25 protein-coding genes are annotated in these 26,523 nt (G+C 65.0%); 13 read left to right on the top strand and 12 right to left on the bottom strand.

The features are described 5' to 3' along the window. Both CH266_RS20055 and nadA read right to left on the bottom strand, forming a co-directional pair. Nucleotides 1-1,569 carry an L-aspartate oxidase gene (locus tag CH266_RS20055; protein ID WP_032387817.1) on the bottom strand — a complete coding sequence of 523 codons (1,569 nt, stop codon included), beginning with the start codon at nucleotides 1,567-1,569 and terminating at the stop codon, nucleotides 1-3. Continuing rightward, nucleotides 1,566-2,624, bottom strand: coding sequence for a quinolinate synthase NadA (nadA, locus tag CH266_RS20050; protein ID WP_048318691.1), 1,059 nt, complete (start codon nucleotides 2,622-2,624; stop codon nucleotides 1,566-1,568). The genes CH266_RS20055 and nadA overlap by 4 nt, the downstream gene beginning before the upstream one ends. Nucleotides 2,625-2,703: 79 nt before the next feature. Between nadA and CH266_RS20045 the strand changes: the two genes are divergently transcribed. Then, the gene (locus CH266_RS20045; RefSeq protein WP_032387864.1) at nucleotides 2,704-3,402 is read left to right on the top strand and encodes an NUDIX hydrolase; all 699 of its coding nucleotides are present in this window, start codon (nucleotides 2,704-2,706) and stop codon (nucleotides 3,400-3,402) included. A gap of 13 nt (nucleotides 3,403-3,415) precedes the next feature. Here CH266_RS20045 and CH266_RS20040 read toward each other — a convergent pair whose 3' ends face one another. The 3 genes from CH266_RS20040 to bioB are packed head-to-tail and all read right to left on the bottom strand — an operon-like array spanning nucleotide 3,416 to nucleotide 5,258. Beyond that, the gene (locus tag CH266_RS20040) at nucleotides 3,416-4,018 is read right to left on the bottom strand and encodes a DUF2567 domain-containing protein (protein ID WP_032368083.1); all 603 of its coding nucleotides are present in this window, start codon (nucleotides 4,016-4,018) and stop codon (nucleotides 3,416-3,418) included. Beyond that, nucleotides 4,019-4,243 carry a biotin synthase auxiliary protein BsaP gene (gene bsaP / locus CH266_RS20035; RefSeq protein WP_027497307.1) on the bottom strand — a complete coding sequence of 75 codons (225 nt, stop codon included), beginning with the start codon at nucleotides 4,241-4,243 and terminating at the stop codon, nucleotides 4,019-4,021. 22 nt (nucleotides 4,244-4,265) lie between these two features. After that, nucleotides 4,266-5,258: a biotin synthase BioB gene (gene bioB / locus CH266_RS20030; protein WP_032370319.1), complete on the bottom strand. Its 993-nt coding sequence runs from the start codon at nucleotides 5,256-5,258 to the stop codon at nucleotides 4,266-4,268. 125 nt (nucleotides 5,259-5,383) lie between these two features. Between bioB and CH266_RS20025 the strand changes: the two genes are divergently transcribed. Next, nucleotides 5,384-5,980 (top strand): TetR/AcrR family transcriptional regulator C-terminal domain-containing protein, encoded by a 597-nt coding sequence (locus CH266_RS20025; RefSeq protein WP_027497309.1) that lies wholly within the window; start codon nucleotides 5,384-5,386, stop codon nucleotides 5,978-5,980. On the opposite strand, the gene CH266_RS20020 is transcribed toward CH266_RS20025, so the two are convergent. The 3 genes from CH266_RS20020 to CH266_RS25540 all read right to left on the bottom strand — a co-directional run bounded on the left by CH266_RS20020 (nucleotide 5,967) and on the right by CH266_RS25540 (nucleotide 8,878). Next, nucleotides 5,967-6,374 carry an META domain-containing protein gene (locus tag CH266_RS20020; RefSeq protein ID WP_052054876.1) on the bottom strand — a complete coding sequence of 136 codons (408 nt, stop codon included), beginning with the start codon at nucleotides 6,372-6,374 and terminating at the stop codon, nucleotides 5,967-5,969. The two genes, CH266_RS20025 and CH266_RS20020, sit on opposite strands and share 14 nt — an antisense overlap. Beyond that, nucleotides 6,367-8,670, bottom strand: a complete 2,304-nt coding sequence (gene secA2 / locus CH266_RS20015; protein WP_094716008.1) for an accessory Sec system translocase SecA2 — start codon at nucleotides 8,668-8,670, stop codon at nucleotides 6,367-6,369. The genes CH266_RS20020 and secA2 overlap by 8 nt, the downstream gene beginning before the upstream one ends. A gap of 64 nt (nucleotides 8,671-8,734) precedes the next feature. Continuing rightward, entirely contained in the window at nucleotides 8,735-8,878 is a 144-nt protein-coding gene (locus CH266_RS25540) for a hypothetical protein (RefSeq protein WP_155290113.1), read from the bottom strand. 87 nt (nucleotides 8,879-8,965) lie between these two features. Between CH266_RS25540 and CH266_RS20010 the strand changes: the two genes are divergently transcribed. Genes CH266_RS20010 through CH266_RS20000 form a run of 3 tightly spaced genes read left to right on the top strand, consistent with a single transcriptional unit; the run spans nucleotide 8,966 to nucleotide 11,288 of the window. Beyond that, complete coding sequence (locus CH266_RS20010; protein WP_027497311.1) at nucleotides 8,966-9,367, top strand: GntR family transcriptional regulator; 402 nt, start codon at nucleotides 8,966-8,968, stop codon at nucleotides 9,365-9,367. Beyond that, nucleotides 9,364-10,221, top strand: a complete 858-nt coding sequence (locus CH266_RS20005) for an ABC transporter ATP-binding protein (RefSeq protein WP_094716007.1) — start codon at nucleotides 9,364-9,366, stop codon at nucleotides 10,219-10,221. The genes CH266_RS20010 and CH266_RS20005 overlap by 4 nt, the downstream gene beginning before the upstream one ends. Continuing rightward, nucleotides 10,221-11,288 carry an ABC transporter permease gene (locus CH266_RS20000; protein ID WP_032406695.1) on the top strand — a complete coding sequence of 356 codons (1,068 nt, stop codon included), beginning with the start codon at nucleotides 10,221-10,223 and terminating at the stop codon, nucleotides 11,286-11,288. The genes CH266_RS20005 and CH266_RS20000 overlap by 1 nt, the downstream gene beginning before the upstream one ends. Nucleotides 11,289-11,304: 16 nt before the next feature. Here CH266_RS20000 and CH266_RS19995 read toward each other — a convergent pair whose 3' ends face one another. Next, nucleotides 11,305-11,589: a hypothetical protein gene (locus CH266_RS19995; RefSeq protein WP_032370315.1), complete on the bottom strand. Its 285-nt coding sequence runs from the start codon at nucleotides 11,587-11,589 to the stop codon at nucleotides 11,305-11,307. A 57-nt stretch (nucleotides 11,590-11,646) separates the two neighbouring features. Continuing rightward, entirely contained in the window at nucleotides 11,647-12,351 is a 705-nt protein-coding gene (locus tag CH266_RS19990) for an SIR2 family NAD-dependent protein deacylase (RefSeq protein WP_230074499.1), read from the bottom strand. A gap of 146 nt (nucleotides 12,352-12,497) precedes the next feature. On the opposite strand from CH266_RS19990, the gene CH266_RS19985 reads away from it, so the two are divergent. Next, entirely contained in the window at nucleotides 12,498-13,094 is a 597-nt protein-coding gene (locus CH266_RS19985) for a CHAP domain-containing protein (RefSeq protein WP_094716005.1), read from the top strand. A gap of 6 nt (nucleotides 13,095-13,100) precedes the next feature. Here CH266_RS19985 and CH266_RS19980 read toward each other — a convergent pair whose 3' ends face one another. After that, on the bottom strand, nucleotides 13,101-13,985 hold the full coding sequence (locus CH266_RS19980) for a sensor domain-containing diguanylate cyclase (protein ID WP_162182875.1): 885 nt from the start codon (nucleotides 13,983-13,985) through the stop codon (nucleotides 13,101-13,103). Nucleotides 13,986-14,110: 125 nt separating this feature from the next. Here CH266_RS19980 and CH266_RS19975 point away from each other — a divergent pair, with 125 nt between their 5' ends. From CH266_RS19975 to treZ, 6 genes are all read left to right on the top strand, one after another. Then, the gene (locus CH266_RS19975; RefSeq protein WP_094716004.1) at nucleotides 14,111-14,911 is read left to right on the top strand and encodes a MerR family transcriptional regulator; all 801 of its coding nucleotides are present in this window, start codon (nucleotides 14,111-14,113) and stop codon (nucleotides 14,909-14,911) included. Further along, nucleotides 14,908-15,507 (top strand): hypothetical protein, encoded by a 600-nt coding sequence (locus CH266_RS19970; RefSeq protein WP_094716003.1) that lies wholly within the window; start codon nucleotides 14,908-14,910, stop codon nucleotides 15,505-15,507. Before CH266_RS19975 ends, CH266_RS19970 begins: the two co-directional genes overlap by 4 nt. A gap of 237 nt (nucleotides 15,508-15,744) precedes the next feature. Next, the gene (locus CH266_RS19965; protein WP_032370310.1) at nucleotides 15,745-17,871 is read left to right on the top strand and encodes an acyltransferase family protein; all 2,127 of its coding nucleotides are present in this window, start codon (nucleotides 15,745-15,747) and stop codon (nucleotides 17,869-17,871) included. Between the two features lie 56 nt (nucleotides 17,872-17,927). Further along, nucleotides 17,928-20,219, top strand: coding sequence for a glycogen debranching protein GlgX (gene glgX, locus CH266_RS19960; protein ID WP_094716002.1), 2,292 nt, complete (start codon nucleotides 17,928-17,930; stop codon nucleotides 20,217-20,219). Between the two features lie 3 nt (nucleotides 20,220-20,222). Beyond that, nucleotides 20,223-22,598 carry a malto-oligosyltrehalose synthase gene (treY, locus tag CH266_RS19955; protein WP_094716001.1) on the top strand — a complete coding sequence of 792 codons (2,376 nt, stop codon included), beginning with the start codon at nucleotides 20,223-20,225 and terminating at the stop codon, nucleotides 22,596-22,598. Further along, entirely contained in the window at nucleotides 22,595-24,355 is a 1,761-nt protein-coding gene (treZ, locus tag CH266_RS19950) for a malto-oligosyltrehalose trehalohydrolase (RefSeq protein ID WP_176457147.1), read from the top strand. The genes treY and treZ overlap by 4 nt, the downstream gene beginning before the upstream one ends. Here the strand turns inward: treZ and CH266_RS19945 are convergent. Next, complete coding sequence (locus tag CH266_RS19945) at nucleotides 24,328-25,887, bottom strand: MFS transporter (RefSeq protein ID WP_063216920.1); 1,560 nt, start codon at nucleotides 25,885-25,887, stop codon at nucleotides 24,328-24,330. The genes treZ and CH266_RS19945 overlap by 28 nt on opposite strands. A gap of 110 nt (nucleotides 25,888-25,997) precedes the next feature. Here CH266_RS19945 and CH266_RS19940 point away from each other — a divergent pair, with 110 nt between their 5' ends. Further along, the gene (locus CH266_RS19940) at nucleotides 25,998-26,522 is read left to right on the top strand and encodes a TetR/AcrR family transcriptional regulator (protein WP_032374344.1); all 525 of its coding nucleotides are present in this window, start codon (nucleotides 25,998-26,000) and stop codon (nucleotides 26,520-26,522) included. The last annotated feature ends 1 nt before the right edge of the window (nucleotide 26,523 follow it).

Here is a 26,523-nt window from a genome sequence, read left to right as displayed (position 1 = left end):
TCAGCTTGCTCCCGTCATCACGTCATCGTTCACGATCGTCAGTCGTCCGTCGTCGTCGCGTTCGACATACAGGCTCCGTCGGTACTCGGGCATGCTGTCCGGGAAATCCCGTCGGGTGTGACACCCTCGGCTCTCTCGGCGGTGCGCCGCAGCCAGCACGATCACGTCTGCCGCTGCCGTCAGGGCGGCATCCTCGACCGCTACGCCGTCGACCGGCGGTTCCGACACCACGCCGTGTGCCAGCACGTCCTGTGCCGCCGCAAGACCGGACGCATCGCGGACGACACCGACGTCCGTGGTCATGGTTCGCTGCAGTACCGCGCGATCGATCCGCCGGTACACAGGCAGCGCGGTATCGGACACGGCGACCGTGGTTCCGACCCGCTCCGCGGCGACGAGCGCAGCGCGTTCGCCGACCACCAGACCCTCGAGCAGACTGTTCGACGCCAACCGGTTGGCACCGTGCAGCCCGGTGCGCGCCACCTCACCCGCAGCGAGCAATCCCGAGACGGACGTCCGTCCGAACGTGTCGGTCACGACTCCCCCGCACGAGTAGTGCGCGGCGGGTGCCACGGGGATGAGATCCGTTGCGGGATCGATTCCGGCGTCCAGGCACGATGCCGTCACGGTCGGGAAACGCTCACGCACGTGCTCCACGCGACGGGCGTCCAGCAACACGTGGTCGTCGCCGCTGCGGTACAGCAACTCGGCGATGGCACGCGAGACCACGTCGCGTGGTGCGAGGTCGCCCATGGGGTGAACACCGTCCATGAATGCGCGGCCGGTGGCATCGACCAAGCGGGCACCCTCTCCGCGCACCGCTTCGCTGATCAGCGGGCGACGGCCCGTCGACCCTGCGGCGAACAGCACGGTCGGGTGGAACTGAACGAACTCCAGATCCGCGATCCGTGCGCCCGCATCGAGTGCCAGTGCAATGCCGTCGGCCGTGGCACCGGCCGGGTTGGTACTGCACGAGAACAGTTGTCCCAGGCCGCCTGTCGCGAGCAACACCGTCGGAGTGCGAACGACGCCGACACCGCGAGGCCCGCGCACGAGGAGTCCGGCCACCGCGCCGTCGGTGGTCAGTACACGCAGCGCCGTGGTGTCGAATTCCACCGATGGCACTGCGGAGTCCAGTGTGCGTTGTACCTCCGCTCCGGTGGCATCGCCGCCGGAATGGATGATTCGGCGCACACTGTGGCCACCCTCTCGGGTGCGGGAAACCGAACCGTCGGGCGCACGATCGAAATGTGCGCCGGCGACTTCGAGCGACGCGATCGCCGCGCGGCCGCCGGAGACGATGGAACGCACCGCATCCTCGTCGCACAGGCCCGCGCCTGCTGCGCAGGTATCCGACACGTGCGCATCGATCGAGTCGCCGAGATCGGTGCCGACGACTGCGATTCCGCCCTGCGCATACTTGGTCGCGGTATCGACCGAACTGCCCTTGCTGACCGTCAGCACGCGCAGGCCGCGAGCGGCGGCCGTGCGAGCCGCGGTCAGTCCGGCGATTCCGCCGCCGACGACGACGAGGTCGGCCGCGGTTTCCCAGGCGACCGACGGGTTCACTCGCCGCCGCCGGGTGTGCCGATCTCGATCATGCGTTGCACCGACTTGCTGGCGATGTTCGCCGTTTCGAGGTCGACGTGGACCTCGTCGCGCCCTTCGACGAGGCAGCGCAACAGCGCGGCGGGCGTGATCATCTTCATGTATCCGCACGACGCGCGGTCGTTGACGGCCAAGAAGTCGACATCGGGTGCAGCCCTGCGGAGTTGATGCAGCATCCCGATCTCGGTGGCGACCAGAACCTGCTTGGATTCGGTGGCGCGGGCCGCGTCGAGCATGCCGCCGGTGGAGAGGATCTTGACCTTGTCGGCGGGCACGAATCCTTCGCCGGCGAGGTAGAGAGCCGAGGTGGCGCAACCGCATTCGGGATGCACGTAGAGCTCCGCATCGGGGTGGGTTCGAGACTTCTCGGCGAGCTCGTCGCCGTTGATGCCTGCGTGGACGTGGCATTCACCGGCCCAGATGTGCAGATTCTCGCGCCCGGTCACGCGCTTGACATGAGCCCCGAGGAACTGGTCGGGCAGGAAGAGGATGTCGCGGCTCGGATCGATCGATTGCACGACCTCGACGGCGTTGGACGAGGTGCAGCAGATGTCGGTGAGCGCCTTGATCTCGGCTGTCGTGTTGACGTAGGAGACGACGACGGCATCCGGGAAGTCTGCTTTCCACTCGCGCAACTGCTCGGCAGTGATCGAGTCGGCGAGCGAGCAACCCGCACGCTGGTCCGGGATCAGGATCGTCTTCTGCGGGCTGAGGATCTTGGCGGTCTCGGCCATGAAGTGCACGCCGCAGAACACGATGGTGTCCTCGGATACCTCGGCGGCCATGCGCGAAAGCGCGAGCGAATCACCGACGTGATCGGCAACGTCCTGAATCGCAGGCAGCTGGTAGTTGTGCGCCAGCAGGGTCGCACCTCGCAGATCGGCGAGCCGTCGCACTTCCGCGGCCCATTCAGCCGACGCGTCGACTCCCCCGTAACCACCGGCTCCATCGACGATGTCGCGGACTCCGGCGAATGCCGAGTCCAGGAAGTTCACCTGGGTAGCGCTGCTGGTCATGACGGTTCTCCTTCACCGATCATCCGGTCATCGGTGACCGAATTTCCTCCGAGGAAGTTTTCGACTTATGATCGAAAACATGATTCATCGTAGCACCGTCCACGAAGTACTCATTGCGGTGTTCCAAGTTCGGGTCTTTTCCGACCCCGACACCCCTGAACTGGCGGTCCTGTTGTGGCAGCGTGCACTCGACCCCGAGGCGGGCACCTGGTCACTCCCCGGGGGCACCCTGCGCGACGACGAGAACCTGGCCACGTCCGCGCGGAGGCAGCTCGCCGAGAAGGTCGACGTACGCAAGGTGGCACACCTCGAGCAGCTGTCCATCTTCAGCGAGCCGGACAGGGTGCCGGGAGATCGCCGAATCGCGTCGACGTTTCTCGGCCTCGTACCGATCGCGGCCGAGCCCACCCTGCCCGCGGATACGACCTGGTACCCGGTGTCGGGACTGCCCGCCATGTCGTTCGATCACGGAACGGTCGTCGAGCACGCACGGCATCGACTGGTCGCCAAACTGTCGTACACCAACATCGGATTCGCCCTCGCTCCTGCAGAATTCGCGATTTCGACGCTCCGCGAAATCTACGGCGCAGCCCTCGGCTATCAGGTCGACGCCACCAATCTGCAACGGGTACTGAGCCGCCGCGGCGTCATCGAACCCACCGGACGGCGTGCACCGTCGGGTCGAGCGGGTGGACGGCCTCCAGCATTGTTCCGGTTCGCCGACAACAGCATTCGCGTCACCGACGAGTTCGCGGCATTGCGGCCACCACAGGGATGAACGAGATCCGCCGTCAGTCGGGCACCCGCGAGTCGAACGACGGCGGCGGCGGAGCGACGTCGAATTCGATCTCGTCGAGCTCGGGATCGGAATCGGGGTGCTGCAGATCGTCGTTGGGATTCATCGCCGCGAGCAGCAGTATCACCAACGACGCCGTCAGCGCCTGCACGATCAGTGCCGTCGGCGTGTCGATACTCGGTGCAACCCGGACGATCGATCCGACGGCCGGCTCGTCCGCCTTCGGGAATCGCAGCGCCGCAACGCCGTTGCCCACCAGCACTGCTGCGATCGAGCCGACGAACGACCCGACGAACACGGCCACGAACAGCCGTGGACCCCGCTGGGAAATCCACAGCCACCACCCGATCGGCACGAGAATGCCGAGAGCGAACGAGACGAGGACGAACAGGGCGAGAGCGTCGAATCGATGCAGACTCTCCCCGGTCAGTGTTGCTCCTCTGTCCTGCGCGACGACGAGCAACTGCTGGCTCGGTGCCAGGAATCCCCACAGCAGACCGCCGACGGCGGACAGCGCGATCGTCACACCGCCGACCAGAGCCACAAAGCGAAGCGTTCGACGCCGCTCCGGAGTCTCGACGGCAGACGAGGTCGTCACCTAACGCCTACCCGTCGCGGCGGAATCGATCAGGCCGTGCCGCGAGCACACCGACGTCCATCCGTCGGGCACGATCTGCACCACCATCCTGCGACCGCACCGGTCGCAGTACCTCGGCGGCTCCAGCCCGAGACCGACGGCAACCGAGAACGACGGTGCCCCCGCATCCGTACCGACCTCGACAGACCGACCGGTGTGCGGGTCGTACCGGCTCTCGCTCGTCATTCGACCCACCTTAATACGCGCATCAGATCGTCGAGTTCAACGCTTTGATCGGCATCTGCAGTTCCCCGAGAAGATCGAGATCCTCCTCGGCGGGACGACCGAGCGTCGTCAAGTAGTTTCCGACGATGATCGCGTTGATGCCGCCCAGAATTCCCTGCTGAGCTCCGAGATCACCGAGAGTGATCTCGCGGCCGCCCGCGAATCGAAGAATCGTCCGCGGCAGGGCCAGCCGGAAGGCGGCAACGGCTCGCAACGCATCCGATGCAGGCAGCACGTCCAGATCTCCGAACGGCGTTCCGGGACGTGGGTTCAAGAAATTCAGGGGAACCTCGTCGGGTTCGAGAGCGCCGAGATCGGCTGCGAACTCGGCTCGCTGCTCCAGCGTCTCGCCCATACCGAGGATGCCTCCGCAACAGACCTCCATGCCGGCCTCGCGGACCATCCGCAGTGTGTTCCAGCGTTCCTCCCAGGTATGGGTGGTCACCACGTTCGGGAAGTAGGACCGCGAGGTCTCGAGGTTGTGGTTGTAGCGGTGCACACCCATTGCCGCGAGTTGGTCGACCTGATCCTGGTCCAGCATGCCCAGCGAACAAGCGATGTCGATGTCGACCTCGCCGCGAATGGCTTCGATTCCCGCGGCGACCTGCGCGAGCAGTCGAGCGTCCGGACCCCGCACTGCGGCCACGATGCAGAACTCCGTGGCCCCGGTCTTCGCGGTCTGTTTCGCCGCCTCGACCAACGACGGAATATCGAGCCAGGCTGCCCGCACCGGAGAGGCGAACAGGCCCGACTGCGAGCAGAAGTGGCAGTCCTCGGGGCAGCCTCCGGTCTTGAGGCTGACGATCCCCTCGACCTCCACTTCCGGTCCGCACCATCGCATCCGAACCTCGTGCGCCAGTTGCATCGTCTCTTCGAGACGATCCTCTCCGAGCTCGAGTACCTCGAGCACCTGGGATCGATCGAGCGCAATGCCGTTGTCGAGCACCTGCAGGCGCGCCGTACGCAATATGTCCATACCGGTCCCCTCGTCGTCGAACGGTCTCGGAATTGAACACCGTTCAAGTTGAACGGCGTTCACGTTAGGCACCGCACTCGGCTACTGTCAAAGCGAAACACCGCGTCGAACGGCAGGGGTAGGAAGTGCAGCTACGCAGGCAGGACGTCCTGGACGGTGCAATAGCCATTCTCGACGAGTACGGCCTCGCGGATCTGACCATGCGCCGCCTGGCGACCTCACTGCACGTCCAACCCGGAGCGCTGTACTGGCACTTCCCCAACAAGCAGACGCTGCTGGGAGCGATCGCAGATCACATACTGTCCGGTGCCGACGCACCGTCGACGGAAGAACTGTGGGACGCGCAGATCTCGCAGATCGCACATCGACTTCGCGACGCGCTGCTCTCCCGGCGCGACGGAGCCGAACTGGTCGCCTCCACCTACGCCTCGCGGCTCACCACCAACCGCATCCGTGAACGCATCGCCGCGGTCTGCATTCGTGCCGGGTTGCCCAGAGTCGACGCCGAACTGACCGCCGATACGCTGCTGTACTACGTGCTCGGCCATACCGTGGACGAACAGGCTCGGCTCCAGATGGACTCGGCCGGGGCGCTGACCGCCGACGCGTCCCCGATGTTCGAGCGCCCCGATCCCACCAGCAAATTCGACTTCGGTCTCCGGCTCTTTCTGGACGGCGTGCGCCACGCCGCGTCCGAACCACGCTCCGTCAGGATTCGGTGAACACGATTCGGTCGCGTCCGTTGTCCAGAGTCATCGTGTCGTCTTCTCTGGACCATTTCGGCTTCGAGGACAGAAACTCCGACAGCCACCGATCCTGCTCCATGAGCTCGGCCGGGCACCCCATCCGCGTGGCACCCAGGGAATCGACGGTGAGCGTCCCCAGCGAAGTGTCGACGGTGCCGAACAACCTGTTGCATCCGGCTTCGGCCGAGATGCGGTCGTCGGCGAACTCGAGCCGGATCGTCGTACCCGAGACCGGGGTGTAGGAACCGTCGGCATCGACGGAGGTGTAATTCTTGTCTGCCGGGAATTCCCCGTACGAATCGGTGCAGCCCGAGGCCAACACGCTCACGCCACAGGCGAGAGCGAGCAGTGCCCGGCGCGCGTCAGCCACCGAAGATCGGCCCCAGACCGGCCGCACCGGCATTTCCGCGGGAGGCAAACGGGTTGTCGTGCACCATGTACGTCCACGTCGACGTCGGTCGGCGCATACCGGCATTGTCGAGATCGATTCCGTCGGAGGTGATCTCGGCCGACTCGAATGTCGCGTGGGACAGATCCATGGCCTTGGCGGAGACAGTCTTGAAGGCCTCGACCGCAATTCGGTGGTACTCGTCGAGTGGATTCTCGCGACCCAGCGCACGGAGGTGGATGCTCTCGCGCACGTCGGCCAGGTGCGCTAGGTAGTCCGACCACGCGCGATCGAGGTGGTGAAGAACGATTCGGCGGGCGACCACCACGAGGGTCTCCTCCGACACGTTCTCGCGAAGTTCCTTCGATCGCGTCGGCGACTGCTCCTCGAGCAGAGCCAACGCCTCTCCGGTGCTCAGCAACGCTGCCCTACGACGGTCCAGAATCTCCCGATGCTGCGCCGTCAGTTGGTTGTAGCGCCAGGTACGTGAGTGTATTTCGAGCATCTGTCCTTCGGCGATGCGCTGGGCATGATCGACTCGATCGGCTGCGGCGGCAGAGGTGAACAGGCCGCTGTCGTCGATGCCTTTCGGTGCGTCCTTGTCACCGATGTTGTTCTTGACGACGTCGTCCTCCCAACTGCTGAAGAACACCGAACGGCCCGGGTCGCCCTGCCTGCCCGCACGTCCTCGCAATTGATTGTCGAGCCGCTCGGTGGTGTGGCGGCCGGTGCCGACGACGAACAGCCCACCCAACTCGGCGATGCGGTCGCGGTCGGTCCCCTCCGGTCCCCCGAGCTTGATATCGGTTCCGCGCCCGGCGATCTGCGTCGAGACGGTGACCGCGCCGTGCACTCCGGCGGCAGCGATGACCGCGGCCTCCTCGGCGTCGTTCTTGGCGTTGAGTACGACGGCGTCCACACCGGATTCCGCGAGGATCGCCGCCAGCGTCTCCGACTCCGCGACATCGTGCGTTCCGACGAGTATCGGTTGCCCGGTCTCGTGAATTTCCTTGACCTGCTGCGCAATTGCGGCATTCTTGTGCTCGACCGTGTCGTACACCCGGTCGACCTCGTCGACCCGCACCGTCGGCACGTTCGGCTCGATGACCGAGACGCCGAGCCCGTAGAACGTACGCAGCTGCTCCCCCGCCGCCATTGCCGTGCCGGTCATTCCACATACGGTGGCATACCGGTTGATCAGCGCCTGCACCGTGATCGTGTCGAGAATTTCACCGGTCTCGGTGGGCTCGAGCCCCTCCTTGATCTCTACGGCCGCCTGTAACCCGTCCGGCCAACGCTGCAAGTCCGCCACTCGGCCACGGGAAGCGTTGATCAGCTGAACACGTCCCTCACGCACGATGTAGTCGACATCGCGTTGCACCAGCACCTGAGCGTGCAGCGCGACATTGACCGCAACGAGGGTCGATCCGACGTGCTGCTCGGAGTAGAGATCGATTCCGCCGAGTTCCTTCTCGAGCCGAAGCGCGCCCTCGTCCGTGAGGAACACATTGCGTCCTTCGGCATCGGTGTCGAAGTCGATCCCCTTGTCCAACAGGCGGACTGCGTCCATCACCGTCGAGGTCGACACGTCACCCGATACCGAGCCGGCCAACACCAACGGCACCAACGCTTCGTCGACCAACACCGAGTCGGCCTCGTCGATCAGTGCGACATCCGGGACGGGCGACACCAGATCGGCACGATCGTCGACCAAATGGTCACGGAGAACATCGAATCCGACCTCGTTGACCGACGCGTACGTGATATCGCACGCGTAGGAATCACGACGTTCCTGCGCCGAGGACGACTCGGCGATGGAACCGACGGTGATACCCAGAGCCTCGAACAGCGGAGCCATCCACCGCGCATCGCGTTGTGCGAGAAAGTCGTTGACCGAGATGACGTGAACCCTGCGACCGGACAGGACATATCCCACCGCAGCCACGGCCCCGGACAACGTCTTTCCTTCGCCGGTCGCCATTTCCACCACGTCACCGGCGAGAAGTCGCTCGGCTCCCAGAAGTTGTACGTCGAACGGTCGCATGCCGAGCGTGCGGTCGCTCGCCTCACGCGTCAACGCCAGGTACCGCGGAACGTCGAGTTTCGATGCGCTCGGGGCCCGCAACGCAGAGGCCTCGGTGACCAATTCGGCGTCCGACAAGCCCGAAGCCCAGCTCGCATGGTCTCCGGCCTGCTCGACGCGCCGACGCGACGCGCTCTGCGCCTTCTGCGCAGAGCGGCCGAGTACACGCCAGAATCGGTCGGAGCCCACAGCCATCTGTCATCCCTACTCGAGAAAGTACGTGATCTTCTTTCCCACAGTACCGAGTGCCGATTGCCCACTACCCCGCGTCGAGCGGCACAGCCACTGCGATTCTGCGCGAGCGGTAGTAGGACTGGCCCCGGGCGAAGAAGTCTCGGGTCTGCTGCGGGTCGGAGATGGCGGCGCATCCCCCAGCCGTCACGGCCAACGCGGTGATCGCCACTCCGAATATCGAGATCCGAACAGAGCATGGACAAACCGAGGGGTACGCATTAACGTCTTCCACTAATCAACTAGTGAAAGGCTTCTGGTGATCGCCTACCGTATCGATCGTCAGTCCGGCATTCCCACCTATGTCCAACTGATACTGCAGACCAAACAGGCCCTACGACTGGGAACACTCGCCGTCGGTGACCGACTGCCGACAGCAAAAGAAGTGGTCACGGCGCTGGCCATCAATCCCAACACCGTCCTCAAGGCGTACCGAGAACTCGAACGCGACGGGCTGGTCCAACCACGAACCGGTTCCGGGACGTTCGTCGTCGCCTCGCTCGCAAAACCCGGCATGGCCGAACGATCGGCGCTCGAGACCGAACTCGACCGCTGGATCCGACACTGCACGGCCGCAGGACTGGACAGACCTGACCTCGAAGCCATCGTCACCGCCGCACTCGACAAGCAATTCGACCGAACCGAAAGAGACGAAACATGACCGACGCGGTGCTCACCATGGACGAGGTGGCCAAATCGTTTCGCAGGAAGACCGTCCTCGACGGATGCTCGTTCGCAGTCGAAAGAGGAAGCGTCACAGCGTTGGTCGGCTCCAACGGTGCCGGAAAGTCGACGCTGCTGTCGCTGGCCGTCGGCCTGCTGACACCGGACAGCGGAACCATTCGGGTTCTGGGTGAGGGCGTTACCCAACGCGGAATCTCGCCCGGCCTGTCCTATCTGGCGCAGCACAAGCCCCTCTACCCACACTTCACCGTCGCCGAACTGCTGCGATTCGGCCGAAACACGAACTCGCACTGGGACGATGCGTACGCGAAGGAAATCGTCGACGCCGCCGGAATCGCCACCTCCGCTCGGGTCAAGTCCCTCTCCCCCGGCCACCGCACGCGGATTGCCCTCGCACTGGCACTCGGGCGTCGACCCGAAGTACTGCTGCTCGACGAGCCGCTTGCCGATCTCGATCCGGTCGCTCGCAGGGCGGTGGCACGCACCCTGATGCGCGATGCAGCCGAGAACGGTACGACGATCGTGCTGTCCTCACACGTGCTGTCCGAGCTCGTCGACGTCGCCGACCGGCTGTTGCTGCTACGCGGTGGGCGAATGCGACTCGACGGGGACCTCGACGCCATCACCGCCGACCACTACCTTCTCGCCGGCAGCTCCGACGCCGACCCGTCGGTCGAGGACGGCACCATCGTGTCCGTGGTGTTCGGTTCCGGGGCAACAACATTCGTCGTACAGGGCAAACAACCGAGAACGACACCACCGGGGTGGACAGTCGAGAACGCCACCCTCGACGACGTCGTACTCGCCCACCTCGGAACGGAGACCACCTGATGATCTGGGTGACTTGGAGACAATTTCGCGCGACCATCCTGTTCGGGGTGTTGACGCCACTTCTGTTGGCTGCGATCACCATTGCCGTCACGGTGATCGGCGGCGGTGTGATTCCGTCACCGTATCTGCAGAATTGCCGATCCTTCGATTCGTCCGACTGCACCGTCGGAAACATGCAGACGATAGCAATACTTTCGGCGATCGTCTTGCCCGTCGTCCTGGGGGCATTCGTCGGGGTGACCGTCTTCTCCCGCGATCTCGAACGTCGCACCCATGTACTCGGTCTGAGTCAATCCGTGAGCCGACGACGGTGGTACAGCGTGCGCATTCTCGTCGTGTTCGCACCGATCGTCGGGGCGATGACGGTGCTCGGATGCGTGCTGTTCGCAGCCAAGTACAACACTGCACCCGATACCTTCGCCATGTCCTTCGCGGGGTCGAATGAATCGCGGTTGGACTTTCCCATCTTCGGAGCCACGGGATTCGTCGCAGGCGCGTACACGGCCGTCGGATTGATGGTCGGTTCGGCATGCGCACTCGCGATGCGGAACACGATCGCTGCGATGATCACGACCGTCATCGTGTCGACTGTATTCCTGGCACTGCTGCCGACGCAGTTACGCGAGCACTATGCGACTCCCCAGACAGACCGAGTATCGGTGGAACAGAAGGTGAACGACGTGTACGGCGGTACTCCGGACTACTACAGACCAGGCGACTCGATCAGCTTGTTCCCACGATGGGAATTCTCGGCCGACTACGTCGACAGCAACGGCAGTCCGGTGCCCGTCGACTTGATGGACTGCAATTGGACCCAGAACTACAGGGATCTGAGCGAATTCGAGACGGTCGCCGAGTACGAGGAGTACTCCGACCGCCAGAGCGTGGAACGTCGCAACATCGAGATCCAGTGCATTCGGGATCAGGGCGCGGAGGCCTACGAGACGCGCTATCACGAGGACAGATCGTTCTGGCGGTTCCAGGCGATCGAGTCGGCGTTGTCGTTGGTGGTTGCCGGGCTTCTCGGGGGCGTGTCACTCCTGCTGCTGCGCAGGCTGCGTCCCTAGGGCAGGTCTGCCGCAGCTACCTCTGCGCTGGAATTCCGAGCGGTTTCCGATTCCTGATCACTGTGGCCACGAGGGCGGGGAGGCCGAGGACCAGAACCATGATTCCGACTACGAGTGCAGCAGTGGACCACGGCCTGGACACCCCCAGCTGATCGGCCAGGGTGACCGCGCCGACGATGCCGAGGATCCAGGCGAAGAATTCGATTCGGCGAACGCGTCGGGATGTCGGATCCGAGGTTGCCCACCACGCACCGACGGACGAACACGCGAGGGCGCACACGAGCAACCAGTACTCCGCCATCTCGGCCTCCTCGAAGTCGATGGTGTGATCAGGGTAGTTCGCGTGCCGCCCGTCCGTTCACAATTGTGCGACCAGCAGTGGCAGACCCACCGCGGCCGTTGTGCGCCATCGGTGGTCGGCCATGTCGGATACCTCGGTCTCGACCGGGTTGATCTCGACCACGGTTGCGCCCGCACTGCGTGCGACGGCGGGCAGTCCGGCGAACGGGTACACCACGCCCGACGTACCGACCACGAGCACCAGATCTGCAGCGCGCACAGCATTCTCGGCTGCTTCCCACGCCTGTTCGGGCAGCGATTCGCCGAACCACACGGCCCCGGGACGGATGAGTCCGCCGCACCGGGGACAGTCCGGCGGCGGAACACGCTGATCTGCGTCGATCGGAATGTCGTCGTCCAGAATGTCGTTACCCAGAACGTCGGGGTCGTCGAGTTCCGCGCGCACTCCACACTCGCTGCAGTACGGCTCGAAAAGGCTTCCGTGTACGTGTGCGAGCACTGTGGATCCGGCTCGTTCGTGCAGATCGTCGACGTTCTGCGTGGCGATGTCCACCTGCGCATGCTGCTGCCATTGCGCGACGGCGCGGTGACCGGCGTTGGGTTCGGAACGACGAACCAATGCTGCACGCCACCGGTACCAACCCCACACGAGGTCGCTGTCGGCGAGCCAGCCCTCGGGACTGGCGAGGTCCTTCGGATCGAAGTCCTGCCACAGACCGGTCCGGGCGTCGCGAAACGTTGCAATTCCGGATTCGGCCGACATGCCGGCCCCGGTCAGAACGACGATGCGCGACGCCGATCGTGCGGCGTCCACGATGGGTTGTGGAACGGCGTCGACCGTCTGCTCGTGCGAATGGGTCACACAGCTATTGTGCCAACCGGTGTTCGCTCACGCGCTACCGTGTGGGCATGAGCATCGACACCGATACCCGCACGCGGCGACGCTGGCCCCTGTGGACCGCAGCGGTCACCGCTGTGGTCGTGGTGGTGGCCATCGGTGTTCTGTGGCTCGCCCCGAGTCGCTATCTACCGTGGGACACCGAATCGTTCCCCGAGGTGAACAGCTCCGAGTTGACCGTCGACCAAGCCCGTGTGGTGGACCTGCTGCGAGTCGAGCACGAGAAGCAGCGTCCGGGAACCTTCTATGCAGAGGGCGTGGACGAGGCCTGGTGCGCCGACTTCGTCAGCTGGATCATGAAGGAAGCGGGCATGCCGTTGTCGAATCCCAACTCGGGTTCGTGGCGCATTCCCGGCGTCTACACGCTGCAGGAGTACTACCAGCAACAGGGACGGTTCGAGACCGTCGGCAACTACACGCCGTCGGTGGGTGATGTGGTGTTGTACGACAACTCCAGTTGGGTCGGCCAACACACCAACGTCATCGTGGCTGTCGACGGCAGCGAGGCCGTCACCGTGGGCGGGAACGAAGCCGGCAAGATCAGGATTCACACTCTGAATTACGAATCCGACTCGGGTGTAGTCGGATTCGGCCGCTTGGCATCCTGAGGGCCGTCATTGCGACGGGGTGCTGGAACGGTCGCCGAGTGATCGCGCCCCTCCGTCTCTCTTCGCTCTGTACAGCAACAGGTCTGCTCGGTCGAAACAGTCGTAGAGCGATTCCCCCGGACGCAATGTCGTGTAACCGGCGGAGAACGTCTGCTCGTCCGGGACGACGGCTGCGAGTTCGGTCAGCACGGTTGCCATCGTCGTCGACCCGGTATCGGGCATCGCGATGGCGAATTCCTCCCCGCCCCATCTGGCGACATACGCTCGCCCTGCAAGCAATTGCATTGCGGCAGTGGAGAACTGGACCAACAGGCGATCGCCGCGGCCGTGTCCATACTTGTCGTTGAACGACTTGAAGCGATCGAAATCGATCATCGCCATCGCCAGCGACACGTCGACTCCGCGCGGAGTCGTCAACTGAGACAACCGATCTCGCCATCCACGCCGATTGAGCAGCCCGGTCAAGGGATCGGTCAGCGCAGCCTCCCGTAGGTCGTCCTCCAACCGCCGCCGATCGGTGACGTCGTGGACCACCGCCATGGTCCATCGTCGGCCGTCCGGGCCGGGGACCTCGCTGGCCGACACCCAACCCCACCGCACCGTGCCGTCGGGGTGCAGGTATCGCTTCTCGACGTGTACGGATTCACCACGGGCCTCGGCGTCGTCCATCATCTGTTCCATCGCCGCGTGTTGGTCCAGGTCGTCGGGGTGGGTGAATTCACGGGAGGATCGGCCCCACAGTAGGTCCCTGGGGCACCCCACGATTGCCGCATACGCCTCGTTCGCGAGTAACAGCAGCCCGTGTTCGTCGGCGAGTGCCATTCCCACCGTGCTGGCCTCGAACATCTCCCGATACCAGCGATCGGCGTCGACCATGATTGTCCGGTTCACTTCCTCGAACGGTGCGAGCCACATCGATTCACACGACACACCGACGATACGCCGTCGTGGGGACCCGAACAGTATCGAGCGATCGGCCTTGACCTTGACGCTACGTCAACGTTCACACTGGACGCATGAGAATCGGATCCCTCGCCGATGCCGCCGGAACGACCCCGCGGACGGTGCGCCACTACCACCGACTCGGCTTGCTCTCCGAGCCTCGGCGGCTGTCCAACGGCTACCGCGAGTACACGATCGACGACGTCGTTCGGCTGATGCGAATCCGATGGTTGGCCGAGTGCGGAATGCCGCTGGGCGCGATAGCGGCAGTGCTCGACGGAAAAGCGACGGACGAGCCCGACGTGGTCGGGGACCTGCGAGCCTTGCTGGCCGGCATCGAGACCGAGCAGACGGCATTGGCACACAAGCACAGTCGCTTGTCGGCGTTGCTCGACGACGCTGTCGAACGGCGTCCTCTGACCGCGCTCCCACGAGATGTTGCCGCAACGTTCGGGTCCTTGCTCGATGCAGCGGACGAACGGGACCGGCCCGCGCTGATCCGCGAACGCGATCTACTCGAAGTGATGGCAATTTCGGGCCGCGTCCCGGCGGCATTCTTCGAGACGATGTCCGCCGCGCTCGGCGATCACGACCTACGTCGGAGATACCTGGTGTTGCTACGACGCTTCGGTGCCCTCGAGGGCCGAAGCGTCGCCGAATCCGAGGACGACATCGACGCGTTGGCCGACGAGTTGGTGTCCGTACTCGATGTCGAGTCCTTCGCTCAGGCGCCCGAGTCCGCTGCGCTCGGGAGCGAATCGACCGGGCTGCTCGACATCGAGGACATCGTTCCCGACGCGGCCCAACGCGCCGTCGTCCTCCGCACCACAGCTCGTCTGCTCGACGGTGCGCATCCGGCAGGAACCCCACAGTGACCCCGGATCGGGGTGCCCAGGTCGGCAGATGGCACGCACTACTGTTGTGGGCACGCGGCCGCCACGCTCCGATCGCGGCCGACTCTGCCGAGTTCACCGCGGTGCGCGGAACGGGTTCGATGCCGTTGATGTTCGGTGTGGCCTCGGTCGTCGAGATCGTCGTCGTGCATCTCCTGGTGCCGTGGCTGTGGCTCGATATCGTGCTCGGTGCGCTCTCGGTCGTATCGATCGTTCTGCTGGCGTCGGCTTTAGCCGTCGGCCGGGTGCACCCCCATGTCCTCACACCCGAAGCACTCGTCCTGCGCACCTCCGGCGAGGTCGTCACCACAGTGGAGAGATCGACGATCGTCTCGGCCCGACTCCATCGCCGGTTCGGCGTGGTGGCTCCCACTGTCCGCGACGACCGAGCCGTGTTACCGAACCAGGACGGCACGAACGTCGACATCACGTTGTCGACCCGCACCACATTCGTCGTACCCGCACCCCTACGTCGGTGGCGGGTCGAGGGCACCGCGACGGCCATCGCCTTGTACGTGGACGATCCCGTGGCCCTGGTCGCCGCGTTGTCCTCGGTTCCGGCCGACGGTGGGATGTGAACCCGAACTGCCGCGGGACCGGTGAGACCACGCTGTGAGAAACCGGCGACGAGCTGGGACCGGCACCGCAGTACGGACTCCGAGGAGTGCGTCACCGCGCGTACACGTATTGTTTGCTCAGAACGTCTTCTTGTTTGCGACGAGCCTCGTCGTCTGCCGAGCAGCTTCCGAGACGAACACCACCGACCGTGACCGCCCGACCAGTGGTCGATCGACAGCCGGAGCCATTCCCCTTTCATGCAGGTACACCCGAGCGGAACCGATCACGAATCGGCAACCGATTCCGCGGCCCCGAGTTCGGTGTCGGCTCCCGTCGTGCCGCGACCGCCACAGCGCCAGGATCTGAACGGCCTGCGTGGTGTCGCCATCGCTCTGGTGGTCGTGTTCCACATCTGGATGGGTCGGGTGTCGGGCGGAGTCGATGTCTTCCTCACGCTGTCCGGCTTCTTCTTCACTGCGTCGTTGCTTCGATCGGCCGAGGCCGGTGCGAGCCTGAACCCGATCACCCGCATCGTTCGCGTACTCCGCAGACTCGGACCGCCTCTGGCGCTCACCCTGTTGGCGGTAGCGGCCGCGTCTGTGTTCCTGCTACCGAGGACCCGCTGGGCCGACGTGGGCGACCAACTCGTCTCCGGCGTCTTCTTCTTCGTGAACTGGCAGTTGGCGACGACGGCCAACGACTACCTGGCGGCCGACCCCTCGGTGAGTCCGGTCCAGCACCTGTGGTCCGTCGCGGTGCAATTCCAGTTCTATTTGCTCGCGATTGCCGTCGTGTTCGGTCTGGCGTGGATTCTGCGCACGATGCGACCGGAGGGACCGCGAAGTCTGCGACCACAGACCTTCGCCGTGATCTTCGCCGTCATCGCGGTGTTGTCGTTCGTGTATGCAGCGGACGGTGCTCGACGCCATCAGGCGTGGAACTACTACGACACGGGCGCGCGACTCTGGGAGATCATGCTCGGTGCGGCGGTCGCGGCCACGTTCGCGGCATTCGCCGGCAGAAACACCGGGGCCGATGCCCGCGTGAGTCGGCTGGGATCGACCGCCCGGGGCGCGCTCGCCGCCGGTGCGATGTTCGTCATCGTCGTCTGTGGATTCGTGGTGGACGGCGTGACCGCGTTCCCCGGTCCCCTGGCGCTGATTCCGGTACTGGCCACTGTGGCGCTGATCATCGCAGGCTCGAACACCGTGGTCGCCGCGACGTTGTCCAACCGGTTCTTCGCCTGGGTCGGCTCGATCGCGTTTCCGTTGTACCTGTGGCACTGGCCGCTGTTGATCTTCTACCTGTCGGCCACCGGCAGGACCCACGCGGACATACCCGGCGGACTCGGCATCGTCGGTGCATCGGTCGCACTCGCGTGGCTTACCGTCCGCTTCGTGGAGCGTCCCACGCAGGCCACCACATTCACTCCCGGCCGCATCGCAGTCACGGCCGTCGCCCTCGTTGCTGCCGTTGCGGTGACAGCCGGTTCGGTCGGCTGGAACGCCTACATCGAACGATCGATCTTGGCCGTGCAGGCCGACGAATCGGTCGACGAAGCCACGCACCCGGGGGCGCTGGAACTGACCGACGGCATTCGCGTCGAACCGGCCGAGATGACGCCTCCCCTGTACTCCGCTCCCGAGGATCTTCCCGTCACCACCCTCGAGGGCTGTATCGCGGATTTCGAGACTCGCGACGCGCTGTCCTGTACCTACGGCGACGTCGATGCGGCCCGAACGATCGTGCTGGCGGGGAGCTCACACGCCGAGCACTGGGTGACCGCTCTCGACACTCTGGGGCGGCGGCACGGCTTCAAGGTGGTCACGTTCGTGAAGATGGGGTGCCCGCTCAGCCTGGACACGATGCCGATGCTCGGGCAGAACGAGTACCCGGATTGTCTGGACTGGACCCGGACCGTGCTCGACGACGTCGCATCGATGCAACCGGAATACGTGTTCACCACGGCCACCCGACCCCGCGACGACTTCCCCGGCGACTTCACCCCGCCCTGGTACGTCTCGGTCTGGCAGCAGTTGATCGCTGACGGTGTCGGCGTCCTCGGCATCAGGGACACCCCGTGGCTCGCGTATCGAGCCATCGACTGCCTGGCCGACGGCGGCTCGGCCACCTCGTGCGGCATCCCGCGAGACGAGGCGCTCGACTCGGTCAACCCCGCTCTGGCGTCCTCGTTCCAGCTGAGCGGATTCTCCGCCCTCGACCTCTCGGACGCGGTGTGCGACGACACCGTCTGTCGCGTCGAGCAGGGGAACGTACTGATCTATCGCGACGAGCATCATCTGACCGCCACCTACGTGCGAACCCTGACCACCGAGCTCGGCCGGCAGCTCGGATCTGCGACCGGCTGGTGGGCCGGACCGTGAGCGGAACGGCTCGCGCTCGGTAAGCCTGGTCCCACCGGTCACAGTAGGGTTGATCCATGCTGCACGACGCCTCCGACGACACGCCCGCCATCGCCGTATGGCCGGGATCCCCTTATCCACTGGGAGCGACCTACGACGGAGCAGGAACCAACTTCGCCTTGTTCTCCGAGGTCGCCGAGGCCGTGGACCTGTGCCTGATCGCCGAGGACGGTACCGAAACTCGTATTCGTTTCGAGGAGTCCGACGGCTATGTGTGGCACGCGTACCTGCCCACGGTGGTGCCGGGACAACGCTACGGCTACCGCGTCCACGGGCCGTGGGATCCGGCTGCCGGACATCGTTGTGATCCCAGCAAGTTGCTGGTCGATCCTTACGGAAAAGCATTCGAGGGGTCGTTCGACGGAGACCGATCGCTCTTCTCTTACAACATCGACATCCCGGCCGCCGAACCCGAGCCCGTGGAGTCCACGGACTCCGCAGCCGCGGATCCACTCGACGCCGACGGCGGGTTCGAGGACGCGGCGGATCTTGCCGATCCGGACGGCGACATCGTCGACGAGGCACCGATCGCCTACGACGACGAGCCGAACAACGATTTCCCTCAGCACGATTCGCTGGGGCACACGATGACCACTGTGGTGATCAACCCCTTCTTCGACTGGCAGGCCGACCGCGCACCGAAGAGGCCGTATCACGAGACGGTGATCTACGAGGCCCACGTCAAGGGCATGACGATCACCCATCCGGACATCCCCGAGGCCGAGCGCGGCACCTATGCCGGTCTGGCACATCCGGTGATCATCGAGCATCTGCAGCACCTGGGCGTCACCGCGATCGAGCTGATGCCGGTGCACCAGTTCATGCAGGACCAGGTACTTCTGGACAAGGGACTGCGAAACTACTGGGGCTACAACACCTTCGGATTCCTCGCGCCTCATGCGGAGTATTCCTCGCATCAGTCGCCCGGTGCCGCGGTGACCGAATTCAAGGCGATGGTCCGTTCGTTCCACGCCGCCGGCATCGAGGTGATCCTCGACGTGGTCTACAACCACACCGCCGAGGGAAACCACATGGGCCCCACCATCAGCTTCCGCGGCATCGACAACGCGGCCTACTACCGACTGGTCGACGGCGATCTCGAGCACTACATGGACTACACCGGGACGGGCAACAGTCTCAATGCTCGACACCCACACACGCTGCAGCTCATCATGGACTCGCTGCGCTACTGGGTCACCGAGATGCACGTCGACGGATTCAGGTTCGACCTCGCATCCACCCTGGCCCGTGAACTGCACGACGTGGATCGGCTGAGCGCGTTCTTCGATCTGGTGCAACAGGACCCGGTCGTCAGCCAGGTGAAGCTGATCGCCGAGCCGTGGGATGTCGGCGAGGGCGGATACCAGGTGGGTAACTTCCCCGGTCTGTGGACCGAGTGGAACGGCAAGTACCGCGACACCGTTCGCGACTACTGGCGCGGTGAGCCCGCGACGCTGGGCGAGTTCGCGTCGCGCCTGACCGGATCCTCGGATCTCTACGAGGCGACGGGCCGTCGCCCCGGTGCCAGCATCAACTTCGTCATCGCGCACGACGGCTTCACCCTCAACGACCTGGTCTCGTACAACGACAAGCACAACGAGGCCAACGGCGAGGACAACAACGACGGCGAGAGCCACAACCGGTCGTGGAACTGCGGCGTCGAGGGTCCGACCGACGATCCCGAGATCCTCGATCTGCGGGCCCGCCAGATTCGCAACATCATGGCCACGCTGCTGCTCAGCCAAGGCACGCCGATGATCGCGCACGGCGACGAACTCGGCCGAACTCAGCAGGGCAACAACAACGTCTACTGCCAGGATTCGGAACTGGCGTGGATGGATTGGTCCCTGGCCGAGACCAACGCCGACCTGATCGAGTTCACCCGCAACGCAATTGCGCTGCGCAACGAGCACCCGGTGTTTCGCCGTCGCCGATTCTTCGAGGGCAGGCCCATCCGATCGGGCGAACAGGCACGTGACATCGCCTGGCTCACCCCCGCAGGCGAGGAGATGACTCCCGAGGACTGGGACAGCGGTTTCGGCAAATCGCTCACCGTGTTCCTCAACGGTGAGGGCATTCCCGAGCCGAATCAGCGCGGGGAGCGGGTGGTCGACGACTCGTTCCTGTTGTGCTTCAACGCACATCACGAGACGATCGAATTCGTCACCCCGGACGGAAACTACGCCAAAGAATGGACGGTCGCCCTCGATACGGCAGCGCGCACGGGAGCGGGTGAGAAATCGATCGAAGCGGGTACACCGGTGGAGGTCACCGCTCGATCCCTACTCGTTCTACGAAAGACTGCCTGACTCATGCCGCTGCCCACCAGCACATACCGGTTACAACTGCGGGGCGATGCCTTCACCCTGGCCGACGCCTCGGACGTGGTCGACTACCTGCACGACCTCGGAGTGAGCCATCTCTATCTCTCGCCGATACTGACCGCGACCGACGGTTCGACGCACGGGTACGACGTCACCGACACCTCGACCGTCTCCGCCGCCCTCGGCGGGCGAGATGCATTGACCCGCTTGCACTCTCGGGCTGCCGAGGTGGGCATGGGGATCATCGTCGACATCGTTCCCAACCACGTCGGGGTGGAGGATCCACGACAGAACGCGTGGTGGTGGGACGTTCTGCGGCGCGGTCGTGACTCGGAGTTCGCCACCTACTTCGACATCGACTTCGCAGCCGACAACGGAGTGGACGGCAAGATCGCCATCCCCGTGCTCGGCAGCGCGAGCGATGTCGCCGAGCTCACCGTCGACCGCTCCGAGGACGAGCCTCTGCTGGCGTTCTACGAGCACCGCTTCCCCATCGCCGACGGTACCGACGGCGACGACGCCCAGGCCGTGCACGACCGTCAGGCCTACCGCCTCGTCAGTTGGTCCGCCGGGTTGATCGGTTACCGCCGCTTCTTCTCGGTGAACGGCCTGGCCGGTGTCCGGCAGGAAGACCTCGACGTCTTCACCGACTCGCATCGCCAGGTGGCGAGCTGGATCGAGGACGGGCTGATCGACGGGTTACGCGTCGACCACCCCGACGGCTTGGCCGATCCTGCCGGATATCTGACCGAACTACGCGGGCTGCTCGGTCCCGACCGCTGGCTGGTGATCGAGAAGATCTTGGCCGACGGCGAACCGTTGGACGAGTCGCTGCCCGTCGACGGCACGACAGGGTACGACGCGTTGGCGGCCGTGGGCGGGATATTCGTCGACGCGGAAGGGGCACCGGCACTGACCGCACTGTCCCAGGTGCGCTCCGGCATCGCCTACGACGACGAGACGTTGCACGAGACAGAACTCGATCTCAAGACCGCTGTCGCGCGCGGCGACCTGTCCCCCGAGGTGCGACGCCTCGCCCGCGCCGTGGTTCGTGAATCGGGTACCTCCATCGAGCTCGAATCGGTGATCGACGCCATCGTTGCCGTTGTTGCCGCAGTTCCGGTGTACCGCACCGACTACGCGCCGCTGGCCGGTGTGCTTCCGGGTGTCGTCGCCGCCATCGGTGAAGAGCAGCCGGAACTGGCCGGCGGTCTCGACGCTCTGACAACCGCCCTGATCGCCGGTACCGAATCCCCCGTGCGTTTCGATCAGGTGTGCGGTGCCGTCACGGCCAAGGGCGTCGAGGACTGCCTGTTCTACCGCGCCAACCGGTTGATCTCGCTGCAGGAGGTGGGCGGCGATCCCGCTCGGTTCGGTTGCAGCCCAGCGTACTTCCATCTGAAGAACGCCGACCGCGCGAAGCGCTGGCCCGCCGCGATGACGACACTGTCCACACACGACACCAAACGCGGTGAGGACGTGCGGGCGCGTATCGGCGTGCTCTCGCAGACGCCGGAGCTGTGGGCCCGGTCGATCGCCGATTGGGAGGAGCTGGCCCCGAGCCCCGACGGCACCACGGGGATGTTCTTGTGGCAGAACGTCTTCGGTGTCTGGCCGGTCGACGGGGTGATCACCTCGACCCTGCGGGAACGGCTACACGCCTACGCCGAGAAGGCCATTCGCGAGGCCGCTCTCCGTACCACGTGGACCGATCCGGACGAGGAGTTCGAGACTGCCGTTCACAACTGGCTCGACGCAATTCTCGACGGTCCGGTGGCACGTTCGATGACTATGCTCGTCGAAAAGCTCTCGCCCCATGGACACTCCGATGCACTCGGGCAGAAGTTGCTCACACTCGTCGGTCCCGGAATCCCGGATGTGTATCAGGGCACCGAGCTGTGGGAGGACTCGCTCGTCGACCCCGACAACCGCAGACCCGTCGACTACTCGGTACGCCGGTCCGTTCTGGCCGGACTGAACGGATCCGCGCCGTCGGTCGATACCGGTGCTGCGAAGCTGGCCGTGGTTCGTTCCGCGCTGACGGTACGACGCGAACGGCCTGCGAGCTTCGTCGGCGGTAGTTACACGCCGATCGTCGCGGACGGGACCGCGGCCGAGCATGTCGTCGGATTTGCCCGAGGTCCGTTGCCCGGCAACTCCGATGTGGTTGCGCTGGCCACGAGGCTGTCCCTCGGTGTGGCCGAGACAGGGTGGGGCGAGACGACCGTGACGCTGCCCGACGGTCGGTGGCGCGACCGCATCACCGACGTCGAACACAGCGGGACCGTTGCGGTCGCCGAGCTGTTCGCCTCCCTGCCGGTTGCACTTCTGGTGCGCGACAACGAAGGAGAGTCAGCACGATGACATCCTCGACCACGACATCTTCGGCCACGACCCGTGAATTCGCAGTGTGGGCACCGACCCCGGAACGAGTACGGCTGCAACTGGACGACTCGGTCCACGACATGGAGCAATCCTCGGACGGCTGGTGGCGAGCAGAGGTGGCTGCCGCCGCGGACAGTCGCTACGGATTCCTCCTCGACGACGCCGAGAAGGCGCTGCCGGATCCACGCTCGCCTCGGCAACCCGACGGTGTGCACGAAATGTCCCAGGTGTTCGAGGTCGATCCGTCGTTGTGGACCGATTCCGCATGGACCGGTCGTCAACTCCCCGGATCGTCGATCTACGAACTCCACATCGGCACCTTCACTCGCGAGGGAACGTTCGACGCGGCGATCGACAAGCTCGATCACCTCGTCGACCTCGGCGTGTCTTTCGTCGAGATCATGCCGGTCAACGGATTCAACGGCGTGCACAACTGGGGCTACGACGGCGTCCTCTGGTACACCGTGCACGAGGCCTACGGTGGCCCGGAAGGGTTGCAGCGCTTGGTCGATGCATGCCACGGCCGCGGGATCGGTGTGGTTCTCGACGTCGTCTACAACCATCTCGGCCCGTCCGGCAACTACCTGGAACGCTTCGGTCCCTACATGACCGAAGGGGCCAACAGCTGGGGCCAGGCGATCAACTATGCCGATGCAGACTCGGGCGAGGTGCGGCGCTACGCCCTGGACAACGCGTTGCGCTGGTTCTGCGAGTTCCACATCGACGCGTTGCGTCTCGACGCGGTGCACGCCATCGTCGACCACACCGCTGTGCATCTCCTCGAGCAGCTCTCGATCGAAACGCGCACCCTGTCAGCGCATCTCGGCCGTCCACTGACCCTGATCGCCGAGAGCGACCTGAACGATCCGTCGCTGATCACGGCGCGGTCGGGTGGCGGCTACGGACTCGACGCACAGTGGGACGACGACATTCACCACGCGATCCATGCTGCAGTCTCCGGCGAACGGCAAGGCTACTACGGCGACTTCGGGTCCTTGCAGGGCCTGGCGAACACGGTGCGCCAGGGCTTCTTTCATGCCGGAACGTACTCCAGCTTCCGCGGCCGAATCCACGGGCGACCATTGGACACCCGCCGCATTCCCGCCAGCTCTCTGGTGGCCTACACGACCACCCATGATCAGGTCGGTAACCGTGCGATCGGAGATCGCCCCGGCTTCTACCTCTCCCCCGGACAGCTCGCGATCAAGGCAGCTCTGGTACTCACCTCGCCCTACACTCCGATGCTGTTCATGGGCGAGGAATGGGGAGCGTCGACTCCGTTCCAGTTCTTCACCTCGCACCCCGAACCCGAGCTCGGCAAGGCCACGGCGGAAGGACGCAAAGCCGAGTTCGCCGAACACGGGTGGGACAAGAGCGACATCCCCGACCCACAGGATCCCGAGACGTTCACACGATCGAAATTGAATTGGTCGGAACTGGGCGACGGCGACCATGCCCGACTGTTGGCCGTCTATCGAGACCTACTGGCCCTGCGCCGCGAGCGGACCGAACTGACCGACCCGTGGCTCGATCACGTGAAGGTCGAGTACGACGAGGACGCCCAGTGGATCGCGATTCGCCGCGGCCGCGTCAGCGTGGTGTGCAATCTGTCCGAGTCCGCGGTGACGGTGCCGGTCGGCGGCTCCACACTGCTCGAGTGGGAGCCGACGACCTCGAACGACACCGGGTCTGCCACCACGGTTCCCGGTCACTCCTTCGCGGTGCTCGAATCCTGACGAACCCGTAGGTTCACCAGCACGAACACGGCGGTGACCGCAAGGACCACCGCGGTGGCGACGGCCGCAACGTGCATGCCCGAGACGAACGCGGCATGCGCGGAGTCCAGGAGGACCGTCGCCACCGAGTCCGGCAGCTCACGGGCCACCGCGTCTGCGCCGCCGAGCGTTTCGGCTGCTCTGGCACCGAGCTCGGGTGTGAGCTGCGAGGTGTCGATCCCGCGTCGGAAGATGGCCATGACGACCGTGCCGAGGATCGCCACTCCCAGCGCGATGCCCAGCTCGTACGCGGTTTCCGAGACCGCGGACGCAGCCCCGGCTCGTTCGGGTTCGACGGCGCTGACCACCAGGTCGGACGTCAGAGTGAGCGCGAAGCCGACGCCTGCACCCACCAGGACGAATCCGGCGATGAACAACGCCGGGCTGGTGTCGGTACCGAGACCGACCAGGATGCCCGCGCCCGCAGCGGCAGCAATCATGCCTGCGCCGAGGACCGTGCCTGCGGTGAAGTACCGAACCAGAACCGCAGCGAGCAATGAGGTCACGATGCTGGCGGCCGTGCCCGGCAGCAACAGCAGTCCGGCTTCGAGCGGGCTGTTGCCCAGGACGAGCTGCAGGTACTGCGAACCGAAGAACAGCACGCCGGCGAGTGCGAACACGGACAGGAAGTTCGTCGCCACACCCGTCGAGAAGGCACGGTTGGCGAACAGCCGGATGTCGATCATCGGGGCGTCGAGAATTCGCTGCCGCCGCACGAACACCACACCGGCGATCATGCCGACGACGGCGGAGACCACGTAGGCCGGGTGTAGGCCGTGCGCTGCGATCTCCTTGACCGCGAACACGATCGGAACGATAGCGAGCATCGACAACGCCGAGCTGGGGAGGTCGAAACGGCCCGGGTTCGGATCCTTGGACTCGGGAATGACCAACGGCCCCAGCGCGATCAGCGCGATCATGACAGGAATGTTGATGAGAAACACCGAGCCCCACCAGAAGTGCTCGAGCAACCAGCCGCCCACGAGCGGACCGGCGGCCGCGCCGCCGCCCGCCATCGCGCCCCAGACGCCGATAGCGGTCACCCGTTGGCGCGGATCGAGGAAGATCGTGCGAATCAAGCCGAGAGTGGCGGGCATCAAGGTCGCGCCGGAGATACCCTGCAGAACTCGCGCCGCGATGAGCATCTCCGGGCTGGTCGAGACAGCCGCAACGAGAGAGGCGATTCCGAAGCCCGCGGCTCCGATCAGCAGTAGGCGACGCCGACCGATCCGGTCACCGAGCGTGCCCATCGTGATGAGCAAGCCGGCCAGTACGAACGAGTACACGTCGATGATCCACAGCAGCTGATTGCTCGACGGTGCCAGATCGGCGCTGATGAACGGCAGGGCGAGGTCGAGCACGGTCCCGTCGACCGCGATGAGAAGGACGGCAAACGCGAGCACCACCAACCCGAACCAGTCGCGCGCGGTGGCTCTGGAGGCCGATCCGCCGTCGATCTCGTGCACCGCACCGGTCCGCACGTCGCTCACCATGACTCCATTTCGCCCGCCCGGTCCGCGACCGGCACATCTTCGATACCAACCGTCCAGCCGGTACAGCTCTGAAGACTACCTCGAACCGTCCAGCCGGTAAAGTGAGTTCCATGTCATCTGACACACGCGACCGAATTCTGGATTCGCTCGAGACGTTGCTCCTCGAACACGGCATGACCAAAGTGACCCTGGACAGCGTCGCTGCCGCCGCCGGGGTATCGAAGGGCGGCTTGCTGTACCACTTCAAGACCAAGGACGCGCTGGTCGCTGCCATGGTCCGACGACTCGCCGTTCAGGCCGATCAGCAGAGAGCCGACGCCGGCGCAGGTGGCACCTCCGTAGCGGAGTGGTATCTGCAACCACCCGATTGCATCTCGGAGAAGGAAATCGCGCTCTACCGCTCCACGCTGGCGGCACTGCGCAGCGTCGACGGCAACTCCGGTGAGGTGCAGGACGCCGTCACGGACATGATGCAGCAGTGGGACGAGGGCTTACGTACCGAGATCGACGATCCGGTGCAGGCCGAGATCATCCGACTCGTCGGCGACGGGATATACCTCGGAGCCGTCCTCGACCTGCCCGCCGTCGACCCCGAACTGCACAAGCAGGTGGTCGACCGCCTGCTGGGTCGGTGAC

This window comes from Rhodococcus sp. 06-1474-1B (assembly GCF_002258885.1).
Taxonomy (GTDB): domain Bacteria; phylum Actinomycetota; class Actinomycetes; order Mycobacteriales; family Mycobacteriaceae; genus Rhodococcoides; species Rhodococcoides fascians.
The sequence above is the reverse complement of the archived record's forward strand: the minus strand, read 5'-3'. Positions and strand labels throughout refer to the sequence as shown.

What these genes read in the sequence shown, in the direction of transcription:
- CH266_RS19945 (WP_063216920.1), bottom strand. Translation starts at nt 25,887, where the DNA reads ATGGTGAGCGACGTGCGGACCGGTGCGGTGCACGAGATCGACGGCGGA.
- glgX (WP_094716002.1), top strand. Translation starts at nt 17,928, where the DNA reads ATGCTGCACGACGCCTCCGACGACACGCCCGCCATCGCCGTATGGCCG.
- treY (WP_094716001.1), top strand. Translation starts at nt 20,223, where the DNA reads ATGCCGCTGCCCACCAGCACATACCGGTTACAACTGCGGGGCGATGCC.
- CH266_RS19990 (WP_230074499.1), bottom strand. Translation starts at nt 12,351, where the DNA reads ATGTCGGCCGAATCCGGAATTGCAACGTTTCGCGACGCCCGGACCGGT.
- secA2 (WP_094716008.1), bottom strand. Translation starts at nt 8,670, where the DNA reads ATGGCTGTGGGCTCCGACCGATTCTGGCGTGTACTCGGCCGCTCTGCG.
- CH266_RS19965 (WP_032370310.1), top strand. Translation starts at nt 15,745, where the DNA reads ATGCAGGTACACCCGAGCGGAACCGATCACGAATCGGCAACCGATTCC.
- CH266_RS20045 (WP_032387864.1), top strand. Translation starts at nt 2,704, where the DNA reads ATGATTCATCGTAGCACCGTCCACGAAGTACTCATTGCGGTGTTCCAA.
- CH266_RS19985 (WP_094716005.1), top strand. Translation starts at nt 12,498, where the DNA reads ATGAGCATCGACACCGATACCCGCACGCGGCGACGCTGGCCCCTGTGG.
- treZ (WP_176457147.1), top strand. Translation starts at nt 22,595, where the DNA reads ATGACATCCTCGACCACGACATCTTCGGCCACGACCCGTGAATTCGCA.
- CH266_RS19940 (WP_032374344.1), top strand. Translation starts at nt 25,998, where the DNA reads ATGTCATCTGACACACGCGACCGAATTCTGGATTCGCTCGAGACGTTG.
- CH266_RS19975 (WP_094716004.1), top strand. Translation starts at nt 14,111, where the DNA reads ATGAGAATCGGATCCCTCGCCGATGCCGCCGGAACGACCCCGCGGACG.
- CH266_RS20000 (WP_032406695.1), top strand. Translation starts at nt 10,221, where the DNA reads ATGATCTGGGTGACTTGGAGACAATTTCGCGCGACCATCCTGTTCGGG.
- bsaP (WP_027497307.1), bottom strand. Translation starts at nt 4,243, where the DNA reads ATGACGAGCGAGAGCCGGTACGACCCGCACACCGGTCGGTCTGTCGAG.
- CH266_RS19995 (WP_032370315.1), bottom strand. Translation starts at nt 11,589, where the DNA reads ATGGCGGAGTACTGGTTGCTCGTGTGCGCCCTCGCGTGTTCGTCCGTC.
- CH266_RS20005 (WP_094716007.1), top strand. Translation starts at nt 9,364, where the DNA reads ATGACCGACGCGGTGCTCACCATGGACGAGGTGGCCAAATCGTTTCGC.
- nadA (WP_048318691.1), bottom strand. Translation starts at nt 2,624, where the DNA reads ATGACCAGCAGCGCTACCCAGGTGAACTTCCTGGACTCGGCATTCGCC.
- bioB (WP_032370319.1), bottom strand. Translation starts at nt 5,258, where the DNA reads ATGGACATATTGCGTACGGCGCGCCTGCAGGTGCTCGACAACGGCATT.